Raw genomic sequence first — 16,943 nt, 5'->3', positions numbered from 1 at the left:
AAGAACTTGGCATGGAGGGAAATATCGAAAAACGATATAGCTTTGTATCACAGCTTCAAAGACAGGTAAAAAGAATTGTCCTAATTGTAAAGCAATTCCTGAAGAGGCTCTGATGAGCGCTTTTGTTGAATCATATAATATTATGACTCGTGATCATAAAGATGTATTGGATGAGTTTTTATCAAGGGTTGAGTCGACGCTTAGTGATAGTGATGTTAGTAAGCGCATCGAGAAGGAAAAAGATAAACTCAAAGATATCAGTTACAAGCTCAATAATCTGCTAGATATGCATCTTGAAGGAAAAATCGATTTTGAAACCTTTGAGAAGAAGAGAGATACCCTGCAGAATCAGCTCAGTGAAAAGAAGATTGAGATTGCAGCTTTAGAAGACATAGGAAATTCTAAACTTGATTTAGAGGATCGTATTTCATTCATGCGTGAAAAATTGGAGACAGAGACTACCATAAAAGAATTTGATCGTCAAGTATTTGAAAGCATAGTGGATTATGTCATTGTGGGAGGTTATAATGAAGAAGGAAATGCTGATCCGTCGATGATAACGTTTGTTTATCGGACCGGATTCAAGGATCGTAAAGATGCTAATCACTTTAAGCTCGAAAGACTTAATGCAGCCAAGAAGAAAACCGGTTCTGACAGTCATACCAAAGAGGTTTGCCAGAGTGATGATACATCTTCTAATAGTTCTTTAAGTCATTCTGGTTTGCAGTCACTTATACCAGACGACTCCAACATTTTGCAGTCAAATACATCACCCGATGCATGCGGAGACGGTTGTCTTACTTTCCAAGGACGCTAAAGGTCCGGTGAACCTTTGCTCAGCGCGGACCGAAGTGGAACGGAGAATGGTCGACAGCAGAAAAGTGAAGGTGGACTTCTCTCTGGAGGATATGGATTTATCTGAATTCAAAGGAAAAGCGACATATGAGTAGATAAAGGCATATGTACTTGAACAGACAGGACTTAAGGTTTCATCACTGTATATCGCACAGATTAAGAAGAAGTGTGGACTGGATGTCCTTTTTACTGATATGGAAGTGTTCAATGGACAAGGTAATGATACTGAGAGATATTAAGACTGATAGGAATGATATCTATCTTATCTATTGTTACTTGTTCTGATTTCTCCATTCCCGTGGGGAGACACCATAAATATTTTTAAATGCACGGGAAAAATGAAGCTGATTTTCGTATCCGACAGCAGAGCCGACATCTGCAATGGATAAGGAAGTCAGCTTTAATAATTCCGTAGCCTTTACCATGCGGTAGTTTATAAGAAATTCCTGCGGGGAGCGGCCGATCGAGTTGCGGAAGATTTTTCCGAAATAACTCCGGTTGATGCCACATACCGCAGCGATATCTTCAATCGAAATATTATTCTGAAAATTCTGTTCCATATAATTGATCGCTTCTTTTATATAATAATCACTCATGCGTCCGCTGGAGACCAGCTTTGTCGATTGTGCCGACTGTAGCAGATAATCCAAAAACAGATACAGATGCCCAATCAGATGGAAGGAGGATTCCTGCGGATGATTGACGATATAAAGCATTTCATCGGCAAGCTTTTCCCGTAATTCTTTGGAGTGTGAATGATAAATGGGCGCGTCTTTGCACAAATCTGTGACACTTAAAGCCTCTTTTACACGTAAGCCGTCAAATTCGATCCACATATATTCCCATGGAAGCTGTTCATCGGCAATGTAAGTATTGATCTGCCCCGGGAAAATCATAAATCCCTGTCCGCTTTTTACGGAATAGGTCTGTGTATCCCCGTTTGCATTGTCTGCCATGAGAGTTCCGGTTCCGGAAAGAATGTAGTGAAACAGGTAGTGGTTGCGTGTTGCAGGCCCGAATGAATGGCCGGGATCACACTGTTCATATCCAAACTGATACATGCACAGATCGATAAAATTTTCATTTGGAAAAATATTAAAAAATGTATTACTCATAAAACACTCCGTATATACCAAAATGTGATATTTGTATCTATTATAGCACAAAATATTGCATTTGGGTATAAAATTAAAAAAAAACTGGTATTTAAGGATGCATAAAGGTATGTTATAATCAGATTATCAAAAAGGTAAGCGGATATATTTAAGAAAAGGAGAGAAGAATATGGCAAAAAGAAGTATTTTCCGTAGTGTTGCGGCTGTGCTCGCATTTGGCATGTGCATGACGGGGCTAGCCGGATGCGGAAGTGAAAAAAGGGCAGACGGGAAAACCGAAATCGAAGTGGTTTCCTACAAACCGGAAGCAGTTAAGGCATTTGAAAAGATTGAAAAGCGGTTCAATGAAACACATGATGACATCCATCTGACGATTTCATCTCCAAACGAAGCAATGACCATTTTAAAGACACGTTTTATCCGGGAGGATTATCCGGATATCATCGCAATCGGAGGAGACATCAACTATTCCAACTTTTTAGATGCAGATCTGTTTGATGATATTTCCGATCTGGATGAAGTCCAGACCGTAAAACAGGCATATCTGGATATGGATAAGGAACTGGAGTTTATTCCAAAGGATGGCACGTATGCACTTCCATATGTGGCAAACGCGGCAGGAATTTTATATAACAAAGATATGTTTGAGGAAAATGGCTGGAAAGTTCCAACCACCTGGCAGGAATTTACCACACTGTGTGATGAAATAGAACAGAGCGGAACACTTCCGCTGTATCTGGGCTTTAAAGATACCTGGACCTGTCTGGCTCCGTGGAATGCGCTGGCAGTCGGACTTACCGATTCGGATACCTGCAATCAGGTAAATATGGGAAATACCACATTTTCCGATACGTATGGACCGGTAGCAGAAAAGATGCGTGCGCTTTTGGATTACGCAGAAAAAAATCCGTATGCATATGGTTATAACGATGCATGTACAGCATTTGCCCGCGGGGAAGCTGCCATGTATCCGATTGGAAGCTATGCGATCCCGCAGATCAAATCGGTCAATCCGGATATGAATATCGGCTCTTTTACATTTCCTGCAAATGATGAGGAATCAGACAATGTATTAAATTCAGGAATTGATCTGCAGTTTTCCGTAATGAAATCATGCAAAAATAAAGAGGCTGCATATGAAGTTTTAAAATATCTGTATGACGATGAGACCATTCAGATTTATCTGGATGATCAGGGCGGAATTGCCTGCAAAGACGGGGATTTTGCAATTCCGGAAACACTCGAGGATATGCGTCCTTACATTGAAAACAACCGCATGGCAGATTATCAGGATCACCATTATCCGAGTGAGATGAGTGTGGATGCCATGATCCAGACGTTCCTGCTGGATACAAGCGACAATGCACAGGAAAAGTTTTTGACAAAATTTGATTCCGACTGGAAGCGCTATAACCGGGATCTGATTCGGAAAGTGCAGGATTATCAGAAAGAACAGGAGGATGCACAATGAAAAAGAAAATGTCAAACAGGGACAAAACATTCTGGGCGGTTATCATACCGGTTGTGATCTTATTTTTTGCATTCAATACACTTCCAATGATCAAAGGTGTGATTTACAGCTTTACCAATTATAAAGGATACGGAACTTACGATTATGTCGGGTTCCGGAACTATGCAGATCTGTTTACGGATTCCCGCGTGGGAAAAAGCTATTTGTTTACGTTTAAATATGCACTGGCAGGAACGATACTGGTAAATGTGCTAAGTCTGATCATGGCAGTTGGATTAAACAGTGCAATCCGTTTTAAAAGTGCACTGCGCGGTATTTATTTTGTACCGAATATTTTAGGAGGACTTGTCATCGGCTATATTTTCAGTTTTATTTTTACTTACATTCTTCCAACTGTGGGAAATGTGTTCCATATTGGATTTTTACAGAACAGTATTCTTGCAAGTGAAAAATACGCATGGATTGGTGTGCTGATTGTTGGTGTATGGCAGGCAGTTGCCATGAATACCATCATCTATATTTCCGGTCTGCAGACTGTACCGGAGGAAATCTACGAGGCGAGCATGCTTGACGGAGCCAGTAAATGGAAGCAGTTCTGGAAAGTAACATTTCCACTGGTGATGCCGTTTGTGACGATCAATCTGGTACTGAGCACAAAGAATTTCCTCATGGTATTCGACCAGATCATGTCATTGACCAAGGGAGGTCCGGCACAGAGCACCGAATCCATCTCTTACCTGATTTATAAAAATGGTATGGATGGCGGACAGTTTGGATTCCAGAGTGCAAATGCAGTCATTTTCTTTATTGTGATCGTGGCGATTTCACTTTTCCAGATGACAGTCATGAATAAGAAGGAGGAGCAGCTATGATGAAAGTAAAACAGAAAACAAACTGGGTACTTACGATTGTTCTGATTTTGGGGACGGTTACGGTATTTTTCCCGCTGTATATGGCAGTGATCATTGCGTTTAAGAAACCGAGTGAGATGACAAACGATGTGGCGGGTGCACTTTCTTTCCCGAAACAGTGGAGTTTTGAAAATTTCCGTCAGGCAATGGAAGTGACCGATTTCTGGCACTCTCTTGGAAACAGTTTACTGATCACACTGGTAACAATCGTACTGGCAATCCTGATCCACTCAATTGCAGGCTATGTGATCGGACGCGGCATGGCAAGAAGAAAAAGTTTCCGATTTATCTATCTGTATATTGTCAGCGGAATGTTTGTTCCGTTTTCCATCTTAATGATGCCTCTGGTAAAGCAGACGGCGCATATGGGACTTGGAAACCGCGCGGGTGTCATTCTGTTGTATCTGGTATTTTATATGCCAATGAACGTCCTTCTTTACAGTGGGTACTTAAAAAATATTCCGATAGCGCTGGAAGAGGCGGCAGATATTGACGGAGCAAGCACATGGACTACTTACTGGAAAGTGGTCTTTCCAATGATGATGCCAATGCATGCAACAGTTGCAATCCTGACAGCTCTTGGAACGTGGAATGATGTTATGACACCGCTTGTGATCATGTCTGGAACCGGACAGAATACGCTGCCGCTTGCACAGCTTAATTTCCAGACACAGTTTGGAACCAATTACAATCTGGCATTTGCTTCCTATATTATGGCACTGATTCCAATCCTTATTTTCTATGTGATTTGTCAGAAACAGATTTTAAACGGTGTGGCAAACGGTGCAGTCAAAGGATAAAAATAAAACGAGGTGACTTCTATGGCAATTATATACAATCCAAATAAAAAAATATTTAACCTGCATACGTTGCATACAACTTATCAGATGCAGGTCGATTCACTGGGATATCTGCTGCATCTGTACTATGGAGCTAAAACAAACAGCTCCATGGATTATGTTTTAACCTATGCAGACCGTGGATTTTCCGGAAATCCTTATGCAGCGGGCATGGACCGCACCTATTCGCTGGATGCGCTGCCACAGGAGTATCCTTCCATTGGAACTGGGGATTACCGCAATATTGCGCTGAATATCAAAAATGAAAAAGGAGTGGAAAGTGCAGATCTGCTTTTTAAAAGTTATGAGATCCGAAGCGGCAAATACCAGTTACAGGGACTTCCGGCTGTCTGGGCAGACAAAGAGGAAGCACAGACACTGGAAATTGTCCTTGCAGACGAAAACGCACAGGTTGAAGTTCATCTGCTGTATGGTGTTTTGGAAGAAAACGATGTCATTACAAGGAGCGTCCAGATTAAAAATACGGGAACTGGGCAGATTACGATCGAAAAGGCAGCGGCAGCCTGTCTGGATTTTGTACAGGGAGATTTTGATGTCCTGCGGTTTTATGGAAAGCATGCCATGGAGCGCAATCTGGAGCGTACGCCGCTGGGGCATGGAACCATTGCGTTTGGCAGCCGCAGGGGAACGTCCAGTCATCAGTATAATCCGGCAGTGATTTTGGCAGAAAAAGGAACAACAGAGACCGCAGGCAGCTGCTATGGAATGCTGTTTGTATACAGCGGAAATTTCTCCTGTGAGGCAGAAAAAGATCAGTTCAACCAGACGCGCCTGCTTCTCGGATTAAATGAAGAACTGTTTTCCTATCCGCTTGCGGAAGGAGAAACCTTCACGGTACCGGAAGTCATTTTGTCTTATTCGGCAGACGGATTGTCTGCACTGTCGCAGCAATATCATAACTGCATCCGCAACCATGTGTGCCGCAGCAAATATGTCCATATGCAGCGCCCGGTGCTGATTAACAGCTGGGAGGCAGCATATTTCGATTTTACGGGAGATACGATCGTGGATCTGGCAAAAGAAGCTGCTTCCCTTGGAATTGATATGGTAGTGATGGATGACGGCTGGTTTGGGAAAAGAAACGATGATAATTCTTCCCTTGGGGACTGGCAGGTCAATGAAAAGAAACTGGGGGGAAGCCTGGCAGAGCTTATTACCCGTGTGCATAATCAGGGGGTGAAATTTGGCATTTGGATTGAGCCGGAGATGGTCAATGAAGACAGCGACCTTTACCGGGCACATCCAGACTGGGCAATTCAGATTCCGGGAAAAAAGCCGGTGCGCTCGAGAAACCAGTTACTGCTTGATTTTTCCAGAAAAGAAGTGCGCGACTGTGTATTTGATCAGATTTGTGCCGTGCTGGATCAGGGAAAAATTGATTATGTCAAGTGGGATATGAACCGCAGTATGGCAGATGTCTATGCCGGAAATCTTTCCTATGATTACGTGCTTGGTGTCTATGATTTTATGGAGCGCCTGTGCAGCCGGTATCCGGATCTTCTGCTTGAGGGATGCAGCGGTGGCGGCGGCAGATTTGACGCAGGAATGCTTTATTATTCCCCACAGATCTGGTGTAGTGACAATACCGATGCAATCAACCGCACAAGGATCCAGTACGGAACGTCGTTTTTCTATCCGGTTTCCGTAATGGGGGCGCACGTTTCAGCGGTGCCGAACCACCAGACCGGACGGGTAACAAGTTTCCACACCCGGGGGGTGACGGCGATGGCTGGAACCTTCGGTTACGAATTAAACCCGGCGCTTTTATCCGATGAGGAAAAACAGCAGATCCGGGAGCAGATTAAAACATACAAGAAGTATGAAACGCTCATTAACGAGGGAACCTACTGGCGGCTGTCCGATCCGTTTATGGATGAAATTGCGGCATGGATGACGGTGTCAGAGGAACAGGATCATGCATTAGTCAGCGCAGTGCGTCTTAGGGCAGAGGCAAATCAGGCAGCCGTTTATGTCCGCCTGCGTGGGTTAAAACCGGATGCCGTGTATCTGGAAGAACAGAGCGGCAGACAGTATTCCGGTGCAGCACTGATGCATGCGGGAATTCCGCTTCCGCCGTTTACCAGAGAATATGAGGCGTATCAGTTTGTTTTTACAGAGCTGAAAGAGGCTGGAGCATTATACGAAAAAGTACAGAAATGGTGTGAGAGGAATACCAAAAATCGCATGGTCATCAGTATTTATGGTGGCTCCGGTTCCGGAAAAACAACACTTGCCACGGCATTGCAGCAGTATTTTTTAAATGACGGCAGGGGCTGTTACCTGCTCTCGGGCGATGATTATCCACACCGGATTCCAAAACGCAACGATGAAGAGCGGCTGCGTGTGTATAAAGAAGCCGGGGAAGACGGACTGCGTGGATATCTCGGGACAAAGAAAGAGATTGACTTCGACCGGATCAATGAAGTGCTTGCGGCATTTCATGAGGGAAAAGATTCAATCACATTGCGGCATATGGGACGGGAAGATGGCGAGATTTCATCGGAAGAAACCGATTTTTCCGGAATATCCGTATTACTTCTGGAGTGGACACACGGAGGCAGTGACGATTTACATGGTGTGGATCTACCCGTCTTTCTGGAAAGTTCCCCGGAGGAGACCAGGGAGCGGCGCATCCGCAGAAACCGCGATGAGAATGCCGCAAGCCCGTTTATCTGTCGCGTGGTAGAACTGGAACAGGAAAAAATTGAAGTGCAGCGCAAAAATGCAGGATTAATCGTGGGAAAGGACGGAAGAGTTTATGAACCATAAACCGATGCTCAATGCATATCCCGACAGCCTTGGAGGAAATCTGGGAGATATCGTAACATTGCTGAAAACTGAGGCTTTGCAGGATGTATTTTCTTCTTTTTACATTCTGCCGAGCCTGTACCATTCCGATCTCGACCGGGGATTTTCCGTGATTGACTATGACCTGAATGAGCAGCTTGCCAACCGGAAAGACCTTGAACAGTTAAAGGATATGGGAATTGATTTGAAACTCGATTTTATTTTAAACCATGCTTCCGCACAGTCCCCGCAGTTTCGGGATCTTGTGGAAAAAGGGGAGGCTTCTGCGTACCGCGATTTTTTCATCGATTGGAACCATTTCTGGGAAGGGCATGGAACCATGACGAAGGAAGGCTATATCCAGCCGGATGAAAGCTGCCTGAAGCAGATGTTTTTCCGCAAACCCGGGCTGCCGATCCTGATGGTGGAATTTCCGGATGGAAAAAAAGTGCCATACTGGAATACCTTTTATCAGGAAGTGCATGGCAGACAGTATCTCGGACAGATGGATGTAAACATCCAGTCACCAAAAGTGTGGAAGTTTTATCGTGAAACACTGGAAAAAATAGCCTCTTACGGCGCGGCGATTGTGCGGCTGGATGCCTTTGCCTATGCGCCGAAGACACCGGGAAAGAAAAACTTTCTCAATGATCCGGAAACGTGGGAACTTTTACAAAAGATCCATGCACTGGCAGAACCTTTGGGACTTACGCTTTTGCCGGAGATCCACGCGGCATATGACGAAAAAATATATGAGACACTTGCAGAAAAAGGCTATGCAACCTATGACTTTTTCCTGCCGGGACTGGTCATTGATGCGATTGAGAACCGGCGGGGAACGTACCTTGCGGCATGGGCGAAGGAGATTGTGGAAAAGAAGATCTCCACGGTCAACATGCTCGGCTGTCACGACGGTATCCCGCTTCTGGACTTAAAGGGGCTGCTTCCGGAAGAGGAGATCCAGTCGCTAATTGACCGGATTGTATCCCGCGGAGGCATGGTCAAAAATTTACATGGACAAAAGAATCTGTATTATCAGGTAAATGCCACGTACTATAGTGCATTGGGAGAGTCAGATGAAAAAATGCTTCTGGCGCGGGCAATCCAGATGTTTATGCCGGGCAAACCGCAAATCTGGTATCTGGATCTGTTTGCCGGAAAAAATGACCATGAAGCGGTGCAGCGCGCGGGAGAATCCGGACATAAGGAAATCAACCGGACAAATCTTTCCACTGATCAGATCACGGAAGGGTTGAAAAAAGATGTGGTTCAAAAACAGCTTGCGTTAATCCGCATGCGAAATACCCATAAGGCATTTTCAGAAGGCGCAGAGGTAGCAATCTCCGGAGGGGAGAGGTCTCTGGAAATCCGCTGGGAATATAATAGTGCATTTGCAACATTATATGTAAATTTTGAATCAGGAACATATACAATAGTAGAAAGCAGATAGTTAAGTTGGGCTGTCGATTGTACATGAAACCTAAACTTTATAATGGAAGCTTTCATGAGAGAGTAATTCTGATAATAACCGTGGATTATATTTTTCATCAGTCAGTATTTGAACTGCATCATCATTGAGATGCAGATCGGATACTGACTTATTTGTATGTTCACGTAGTTCGGTTCAGCAAAGAAGATAATCGGTGCTTACTTGATAAAAGTCTGCAAGCGTCAGTAGATTGCCAAGTGACATATCTACATTTTCATCTTTCTCATAGTTGCCGGGTGTGGAACTTGGGATGCCGGTAGCATCAGACAATTCCTGCAATGACCTTCTTTTTTCTGCGACTCTCAAATCTTTCAGCGTTCCGGTATGGTAAGCCTTGTGTGCATAGTACAAAGGAAGTGTGGGAAACAGGTAATCGGAAGAAAGCAATAAGGACTTGTCAAAAAAATTTTTAAAAAAATAAAACCTGCCATAATATTATTCCGTCATATAAGTGAAAACAATAATAAAAACCGGTGGAACATCGGAGAAAAGAGGAAAATATTATGGCAAAAGAAAAAAGAAATCTTTATGAAGAAGTAGAATTTGGTAACGATTATGGTTATGCAATGCAGGTAAAACGGGAAGCGGAGACACAGTTATATGAGGTTCAGAAAATCTGGGGACTGGCAATTGCCGGAACGGTCTGTGGAGGTATCGGAATGGTGCTGGCATTCCATCCGATTTTTATTATGATAGGATTTGTTATGGGCTGTGTTTGTTACAGCAAAGTGGGTGGTTTTGGAATAGCGGCAAAATGGGCATGGAACATTGCAAAATTTGGCTGGTTTGTAGTCCCGTATTTTCCGATTGATTTATTAGTCGGTGCCATCGCATTGTGTTTAGGTTTCCTTTCCTTATTTTTCCTGCCTTTTTTCGTGGTTAATCATATCAGAAAACAGGCACAGCAGAACCAGCAGCTGGCAGAGGCATTCCTGCATACATGCCAACAGAATGATGGTGCAGCTGCATAGTTGTTCGTCAAAATACATATAAAAATTACAGATTATCAAAATATTTTGATATTTCATCCAAAAAAATTCTATTCTTTCCAGATCGGTTTGTGATTATAATGAATTTAGTCGATGAGACAGGTTCGGAGAAACCAAAATCAACAAATTGCAAACCAGGAGGAAAAAAGAATGAGAAGGAAAAAATTATTAACTGTATTGGTGGCAGCAACACTTGCATTATCCATGGTTGGATGTAGCTCTTCCGGAGGAAGCGGCTCTGGTGACTCAGGAAGCACCAGCAGCGTAGCAAACAAGGATAAACCACTTTGCTGGTTTAACCGTCAGCCATCCAACAGCTCCACAGGAGAACTTGACATGGATGCATTAAATTACAACAAAGATACCTATTATGTAGGATTCGATGCAAATCAGGGTGCTGAACTGCAGGGACAGATGGTTCTTGACTATATCAAAGAAAATGCAGCGACCATTGACCGTAACGGAGACGGAGTAATTGGTTATGTACTTGCAATCGGAGACATCGGACATAACGATTCTATTGCACGTACCCGTGGTGTCCGTTCTGCACTTGGAACCGGAGTAGATGCAAATGGAGCAATTGATTCAACACCGGCTGGTACAAACGTAGACGGTTCTGCAAAAGTTGTTCAGGATGCAACACTGGATGTAGATGGAAAGACTTATACAATTCGTGAACTTGCTTCACAGGAGATGAAGAACTCTGCTGGTGCAACATGGGATGCAGCTACAGCAGGAAATGCAATCGGAACATGGACCGCATCTTTTGGTGACCAGATTGATGTAGTTGTTTCTAATAATGATGGTATGGGAATGTCAATGTTTAATGCATGGGCAAAAGATAACAAAGTACCAACCTTTGGATACGATGCAAACAGTGATGCTGTTGCAGCTATCGCAGAGGGATATGGCGGAACAATTTCACAGCATGCAGATGTTCAGGCTTACCTGACATTAAGAGTGCTTCGTAATGCATTAGATGGAGTAGACATTGATACCGGTATCGGTACTCCGGATGATGCAGGAAACTGCTTAACAGAAGGAGAAGATTACAGATATAGTGAAGAAGAAAGATCCTACTATGCATTAAATATAGCTGTTACAGCTGATAATTATCAGGATTTCACAGACTCAACCAAGGTTTATGACAAAGTATCCAATCAGCTGGATGAAAGCAAGAGCCCAAGCAAGAAGGTATGGCTTGATATTTACAATGCTTCCGATAACTTCCTTAGCTCAACCTATCAGCCACTTCTTCAGAACTATGACAAACTTTTGAATCTTGAAGTAGATTATATCGGTGGTGATGGACAGACAGAGTCTAACATTACAAACCGTCTTGGCAACCCGGGTGAGTATGATGCATTTGCAATCAACATGGTTAAAACAGACAATGCATCATCTTATACATCACTTCTTTCAAAATAAGGTTATTGCCTGGAAGAAAACAGCATAGATACAGAAGGGCATCAGATAAAAATGGTGTCCTTCTTTTCAAAGAAAAGGAAGTAGAATTATGGCAGAGGATAAGAATAAATATGTCTTATCGATTAACGGCATGAGCAAATCGTTCGGAAGAAATAAGGTTCTGAATCATATCAATCTGAATGTCAGACCTGGAACAATCATGGGACTTATGGGTGAAAATGGTGCCGGTAAATCGACAATGATGAAATGTCTCTTCGGAACTTATCAAAAGGACGAAGGAACAATAATATTAGATGGAAAAGAAGTTAATTTTTCTGGCCCAAAGGATGCACTTGAAAATGGTGTCGCAATGGTTCATCAGGAATTAAACCAGTGTCTGGAGCGCAGTGTCATTGACAATATGTTCTTAGGACGCTATCCGAAGAATTCATTGGGAATGATTGACGAAGGAAGAATGAGAAAGGAAACTTCCGATTTATTCCGTAAACTTGGTATTACTGTTAATCTGACACAGCCAATGAAAAAAATGTCTGTATCACAGCGCCAGATGTGTGAAATTGCAAAAGCAATTTCTTATCATTCCAAAGTAATCGTATTAGACGAGCCGACTTCATCACTGACAGCACCGGAGGTTGCAAAACTTTTCAAGATGATGCGGCAGTTAAAAGAACAGGGAATTTCATTGATTTATATTTCACATAAAATGGATGAAATTTTTGAAATTTGTGATGAAATATCAGTTCTTCGGGATGGCAGCCTTGTTATGACAAAGGCAAGTAAAGATACCAATATGAATGAACTGATTTCTGCAATGGTTGGCCGTTCTTTGGATAACCGTTTTCCACCGGTAGATAACCAGCCTGGTGAAACGGTTCTTTCTATACAGAATCTTTCAACTAAGTATGCACCAAAATTACAGAATATTTCTTTTGATATTAAAGAAGGAGAAATTTTTGGACTGTATGGTCTGGTTGGAGCCGGTCGTACGGAACTATTGGAAACTATTTTTGGTATGCGTACCAGAGCGGCAGGAAATGTAATTTATAATGGAAAAGTAATGAATTTTACATCCCCGAAAGATGCAATGGATCATGGATTTGCTTTAATTACAGAAGAACGAAAAGCAAATGGACTTTTCCTGAAAGCAGATATTACATTTAATACTACAATCGCCAATATGAATCATTATAAAAATGGATTCGCACTTTCCAATGATGATATGGTTCGTGCGACGGCAGAAGAAATTAAAGTCATGCATACAAAATGTATGGGACCAGATGATATGATTTCCAGTTTGTCCGGAGGAAATCAGCAGAAGGCAATATTTGGTAAATGGCTGGAGCGCTCACCAAATATATTTATGATGGACGATCCTACAAGAGGAATTGATGTAGGTGCCAAATACGAAATATATGAATTAATTATCAATATGGCAAAACAGGGAAAAACAATCATTGTTGTATCCTCTGAGATGCCGGAAATCCTTGGAATCACAAACCGGATTGGTGTTATGTCAAATGGACATCTTGCCGGAATTGTTAATACTAAGGAAACAAGTCAGGAAGAGTTATTAAGACTCAGTGCGAAATATTTATAATCAGGAAGGAGCATTGGATATGGCAGACAGTAGTATTATTCTTTCATCCGCTGCAGAGGCAGAGCTTTTGAAGCCGATTGATGAATATGTAGGAAAAATACAGGCACAGATTGATGAACTTCGTAAGGATGGTTCAGATAAGGTGCGCAGCTTAAAAAATCACATTGCAATCGTAAAGGAAAATAAGAATTTAACAAAAGAAGAAAAGAGCAGAATGATTGCAAAGGACAAGGAAGCCTTAGAACAGGCAAAAGCGGTAGAGTCTTCGAATAAAGACAAAGTATCAAAACTTATCGCAGATGCAGAAGGTTATCTTGCAAAACATTATAAAAATGATTACTATCAGAAAGTTGCTGATAGCTGCAAAGCTGAGAAAGAAGCTGAAAATGCAGAATACAAAAAGATATGTGCTTCCATCAAAGCAGAGCATGAGCAGAATATGAGCAGACTCAGCGATGCAGATGAGAAAAAAGACGAGAAGTATGTTTATAAGAATAAATTATTTGATGCCCAGATGGCACATGAGTCCAGACTTCAGGAGATTAAGGACAGAAAGCATGATGCATATGCACATAAGTATCATCTGATTGACTTACTCCGTATGTCAAGATATACATTTGCACAGAAGAGAGCACAGAAATTTGAAAATTACAAATATACCTTTAATACCACACAGTTCCTTTATAAAAATGGATTGTATATTGTCATTATTTTAATCTTCATTGCTTTATGTATTATTACACCGGTTGTAAAGAATACACAGTTGCTGACAACGACAAACATCTTAAATATTCTGCAGCAGGCTTCACCAAGAATGTTCTTGGCATTAGGTGTTGCAGGACTGATTCTTTTAACAGGTACTGACCTTTCTGTTGGACGTATGGTTGGTATGGGTATGGTAACAGCAACCATCATCATGCATAACGGAATTAATACAGGTGGTGTATTTGGCCATATCTTTGACTTTACCGGTATCCCGGTTGCTGCAAGAGCAATTCTTGCATTGGCAGTCTGTATTGTACTTACAACAGCATTTTCTATGCTGGCAGGCTTCTTTATGGCGAAGTTCAAGATGCATCCGTTTATTTCAACCATGGCAAACATGCTGATTATTTTCGGACTTGTAACATATGCAACAAAAGGTGTTTCCTTCGGAGCTATTGATTCTGCAATCCCGGCTATGTTTATTCCGCAGATTGGAAAATTCCCGACAATTATCCTTTGGGCTGTTGTTGCAGTTATCGTAGTATGGTTCATCTGGAATAAAACAACATTTGGTAAGAATCTGTATGCGGTTGGTGGAAATCCTGAAGCAGCAGCAGTTTCCGGTATATCAGTATTTAAAGTAACATTAGGAGCATTTATTCTGGCAGGTATCCTGTATGGATTTGGTTCCTGGCTGGAATGTAACAGAATGGTTGGTTCCGGTAGTGCAGCATATGGACAAGGATGGGATATGGATGCTATTGCAGCCTGCGTAGTTGGTGGTGTATCCTTTACCGGTGGTATTGGTAAGATTTCCGGAGTTGTAACTGGTGTACTTATCTTTACATCCCTTACATATTCCCTTACCATTCTGGGTATTGATACAAATCTTCAGTTTATTTTCGAAGGAATCATCATTTTGGCAGCAGTAACACTTGACTGTCTGAAATATGTACAGAAAAAATAAGTAATTCGTAATCAGAATCATTCATATATAATCACCATAGGCCGCCCGCTCATCGCCAGAGATGAATGGACGGCCTAAACAATATCAGGTATTCAGAAAAAGACATTTGTCTGATATAATAAGAGCAGGAGAAGAAAGAGCTGAACATGCTGAAAGAGGAACGTCATATGGAAAAGTATAAAGTGATTTTAGTTGATGATGAAATAGAAGCAATCCAGGCAATGGAGCATAAGATGGACTGGGATGGACTGGGCTTTGAGGTGTCAGGCAGTGCAACCAATGGAGTGAAAGCCCTGGAACTGGTAGAAAATATACAGCCGGATGTTGTGATAACCGATATAAAAATGCCTTATATGAATGGCCTGGAACTGGCGCAGAAGTTAAATAATGATTATCCAAATATACATATTATTATTTTTACAGGATTTGATGAATTTGAATATGCCAAAGAGGCAGTACATCTGGAAATTGAAGAATATATGTTAAAGCCGGTAAATGCAGTTGAATTATCTGACTGCATGGAAAGATTGAAAGAGACTTTAAACCGGGAAAGAGAAGAAAAATTAAATGTTAAAAAACTGCAAAATTATTTCCAGGATGCACTTCCGGTGCTAAGGACGAATTTTTTTGTTTCGTTAATTGAAGGCAGGGTAAATGAGACAGAATATGAGAAATTTTTATCTGCCTATCAGATTCCACTGGAGGGACCCTATTATTGCAGCGTGGTATTTCATACTTCAGAGCACCATGTGCCGGAAGGAATGAATCCATTGTTGTTATCCATGTCTGTCGAGCATGAAATAAAGGAAAGGATTGCATCAGAACTCAACTGTCAGGAATTTATGTATCTTGGGAATACAGTTTTGATAGTATCGCTTGATTCAGAAGATAAGGCAACAGAACTGACAGATTTTTGCGATAGATTCTGCAGATGGGCGAACCGTGTGATTGGTGCAGTTGTAACGGCCGGTGTTGGAAGATATTGCGATAGTCTTTTGAATATCAGTAATTCTTATGAAGGTGCAAGAAAAGCAGTATCCTACCGGGTTCTTTATGGAACTGCAAGGGCTATAAATATTGCGGAAGTAGTTCCACGGGAGCAGACGGTAGCCGTACAGTCAGAAGATACGAAAATGCATGAGTTGTTTAAAACGATTTATCTTGGAAATGTAAAAGACATTGAGTCAGCAGTAGAGAGGGAAGTGGAAAAACTTCATAAAAGTGCTGCCACAGTAAATCAGTATCATTTATCAGTTATGGAGATGGTAGGTGCTTTTTACCGGTTCTGCGCCAATAATTTTATGGACTTTAATGATTTCTTTGAAGAAAAAGAAAATCTCTATGAAAAGGTGCCGGAACTGGATAAAGCAACTCTGATGAAGTGGATGAAAAAAGCAGCAGTGGCAATTAGTGAAAAACTGAAAAGTGCAAGAAATAATACTTCAAGGCGGCTGATTACAGATGCAAAGAATGTTGTGGCAGAGCGTTATATGGAACCTGATTTTTCCCTGGATACGGTATGCTCAGTGCTTGGTGTATCCAATTCGTATTTTTCAACGATATTTAAAAAAGAAACTGGGAAATCCTTTATTACATATCTGACGGATTACCGGATGGATGTCGCAGTCAGGCTTATTGTAGAAACCAATAATAAAAGTTATGAAATTGGAGAAAAAGTAGGGTATCTGGACGCAAATTACTTCAGTTATGTGTTTAAAAAGAAATTTGGAGTATCTCCGTCAAAATACAGAAAATCACCAGAATAGGAA

General features: G+C 41.8%; 13 protein-coding genes. 11 read left to right on the top strand and 2 right to left on the bottom strand.

The window, feature by feature from the left end:
- The first annotated feature begins 112 nt into the window (after positions 1–112).
- The gene (locus DWV68_RS14680) at positions 113–817 is read left to right on the top strand and encodes a hypothetical protein (protein WP_243089454.1); all 705 of its coding nucleotides are present in this window, start codon (positions 113–115) and stop codon (positions 815–817) included.
- A 310-nt stretch (positions 818–1,127) separates the two neighbouring features.
- Here the strand turns inward: DWV68_RS14680 and DWV68_RS05645 are convergent, their stop codons facing one another.
- Positions 1,128–1,970, bottom strand: coding sequence for an AraC family transcriptional regulator (locus DWV68_RS05645; protein WP_118665226.1), 843 nt, complete (start codon positions 1,968–1,970; stop codon positions 1,128–1,130).
- 169 nt (positions 1,971–2,139) lie between these two features.
- On the opposite strand from DWV68_RS05645, the gene DWV68_RS05640 reads away from it, so the two are divergent.
- From DWV68_RS05640 to gtfA, 5 genes are read left to right on the top strand one after another with little or no spacing between them, the layout of a single operon-like run.
- The gene (locus DWV68_RS05640; protein WP_118665224.1) at positions 2,140–3,441 is read left to right on the top strand and encodes an ABC transporter substrate-binding protein; all 1,302 of its coding nucleotides are present in this window, start codon (positions 2,140–2,142) and stop codon (positions 3,439–3,441) included.
- Positions 3,438–4,313: a carbohydrate ABC transporter permease gene (locus DWV68_RS05635; protein WP_118057002.1), complete on the top strand. Its 876-nt coding sequence runs from the start codon at positions 3,438–3,440 to the stop codon at positions 4,311–4,313. Before DWV68_RS05640 ends, DWV68_RS05635 begins: the two co-directional genes overlap by 4 nt.
- On the top strand, positions 4,310–5,152 hold the full coding sequence (locus DWV68_RS05630; protein ID WP_330419929.1) for a carbohydrate ABC transporter permease: 843 nt from the start codon (positions 4,310–4,312) through the stop codon (positions 5,150–5,152). The genes DWV68_RS05635 and DWV68_RS05630 overlap by 4 nt, the downstream gene beginning before the upstream one ends.
- A gap of 21 nt (positions 5,153–5,173) precedes the next feature.
- The gene (locus tag DWV68_RS05625; protein WP_118665222.1) at positions 5,174–7,981 is read left to right on the top strand and encodes an alpha-galactosidase; all 2,808 of its coding nucleotides are present in this window, start codon (positions 5,174–5,176) and stop codon (positions 7,979–7,981) included.
- Positions 7,971–9,449: a sucrose phosphorylase gene (gtfA, locus tag DWV68_RS05620; RefSeq protein WP_118665220.1), complete on the top strand. Its 1,479-nt coding sequence runs from the start codon at positions 7,971–7,973 to the stop codon at positions 9,447–9,449. The genes DWV68_RS05625 and gtfA overlap by 11 nt, the downstream gene beginning before the upstream one ends.
- Before the next feature lie 174 nt (positions 9,450–9,623).
- Here gtfA and DWV68_RS14310 read toward each other — a convergent pair whose 3' ends face one another.
- Entirely contained in the window at positions 9,624–9,794 is a 171-nt protein-coding gene (locus DWV68_RS14310; RefSeq protein WP_147404528.1) for a helix-turn-helix domain-containing protein, read from the bottom strand.
- Between the two features lie 197 nt (positions 9,795–9,991).
- Between DWV68_RS14310 and DWV68_RS05615 the strand changes: the two genes are divergently transcribed.
- The 5 genes from DWV68_RS05615 to DWV68_RS05595 all read left to right on the top strand — a co-directional run bounded on the left by DWV68_RS05615 (position 9,992) and on the right by DWV68_RS05595 (position 16,940).
- Entirely contained in the window at positions 9,992–10,459 is a 468-nt protein-coding gene (locus tag DWV68_RS05615) for a hypothetical protein (protein WP_117947204.1), read from the top strand.
- 168 nt (positions 10,460–10,627) lie between these two features.
- Positions 10,628–11,905 (top strand): substrate-binding domain-containing protein, encoded by a 1,278-nt coding sequence (locus DWV68_RS05610; RefSeq protein WP_118639471.1) that lies wholly within the window; start codon positions 10,628–10,630, stop codon positions 11,903–11,905.
- A gap of 88 nt (positions 11,906–11,993) precedes the next feature.
- Complete coding sequence (locus DWV68_RS05605; RefSeq protein WP_117698237.1) at positions 11,994–13,502, top strand: sugar ABC transporter ATP-binding protein; 1,509 nt, start codon at positions 11,994–11,996, stop codon at positions 13,500–13,502.
- Positions 13,503–13,521: 19 nt separating this feature from the next.
- The gene (locus DWV68_RS05600) at positions 13,522–15,174 is read left to right on the top strand and encodes a galactose/methyl galactoside ABC transporter permease MglC (protein ID WP_118173430.1); all 1,653 of its coding nucleotides are present in this window, start codon (positions 13,522–13,524) and stop codon (positions 15,172–15,174) included.
- 167 nt (positions 15,175–15,341) lie between these two features.
- Positions 15,342–16,940, top strand: a complete 1,599-nt coding sequence (locus DWV68_RS05595; RefSeq protein WP_117698265.1) for a response regulator — start codon at positions 15,342–15,344, stop codon at positions 16,938–16,940.
- The last annotated feature ends 3 nt before the right edge of the window (positions 16,941–16,943 follow it).

Source organism: Roseburia sp. AF12-17LB, from assembly GCF_003479605.1.
Taxonomy (GTDB): domain Bacteria; phylum Bacillota; class Clostridia; order Lachnospirales; family Lachnospiraceae; genus Roseburia_C; species Roseburia_C amylophila.
Note: the sequence above shows the minus strand (reverse complement) of the source record. Positions and strands in the feature narration are given on the sequence as shown.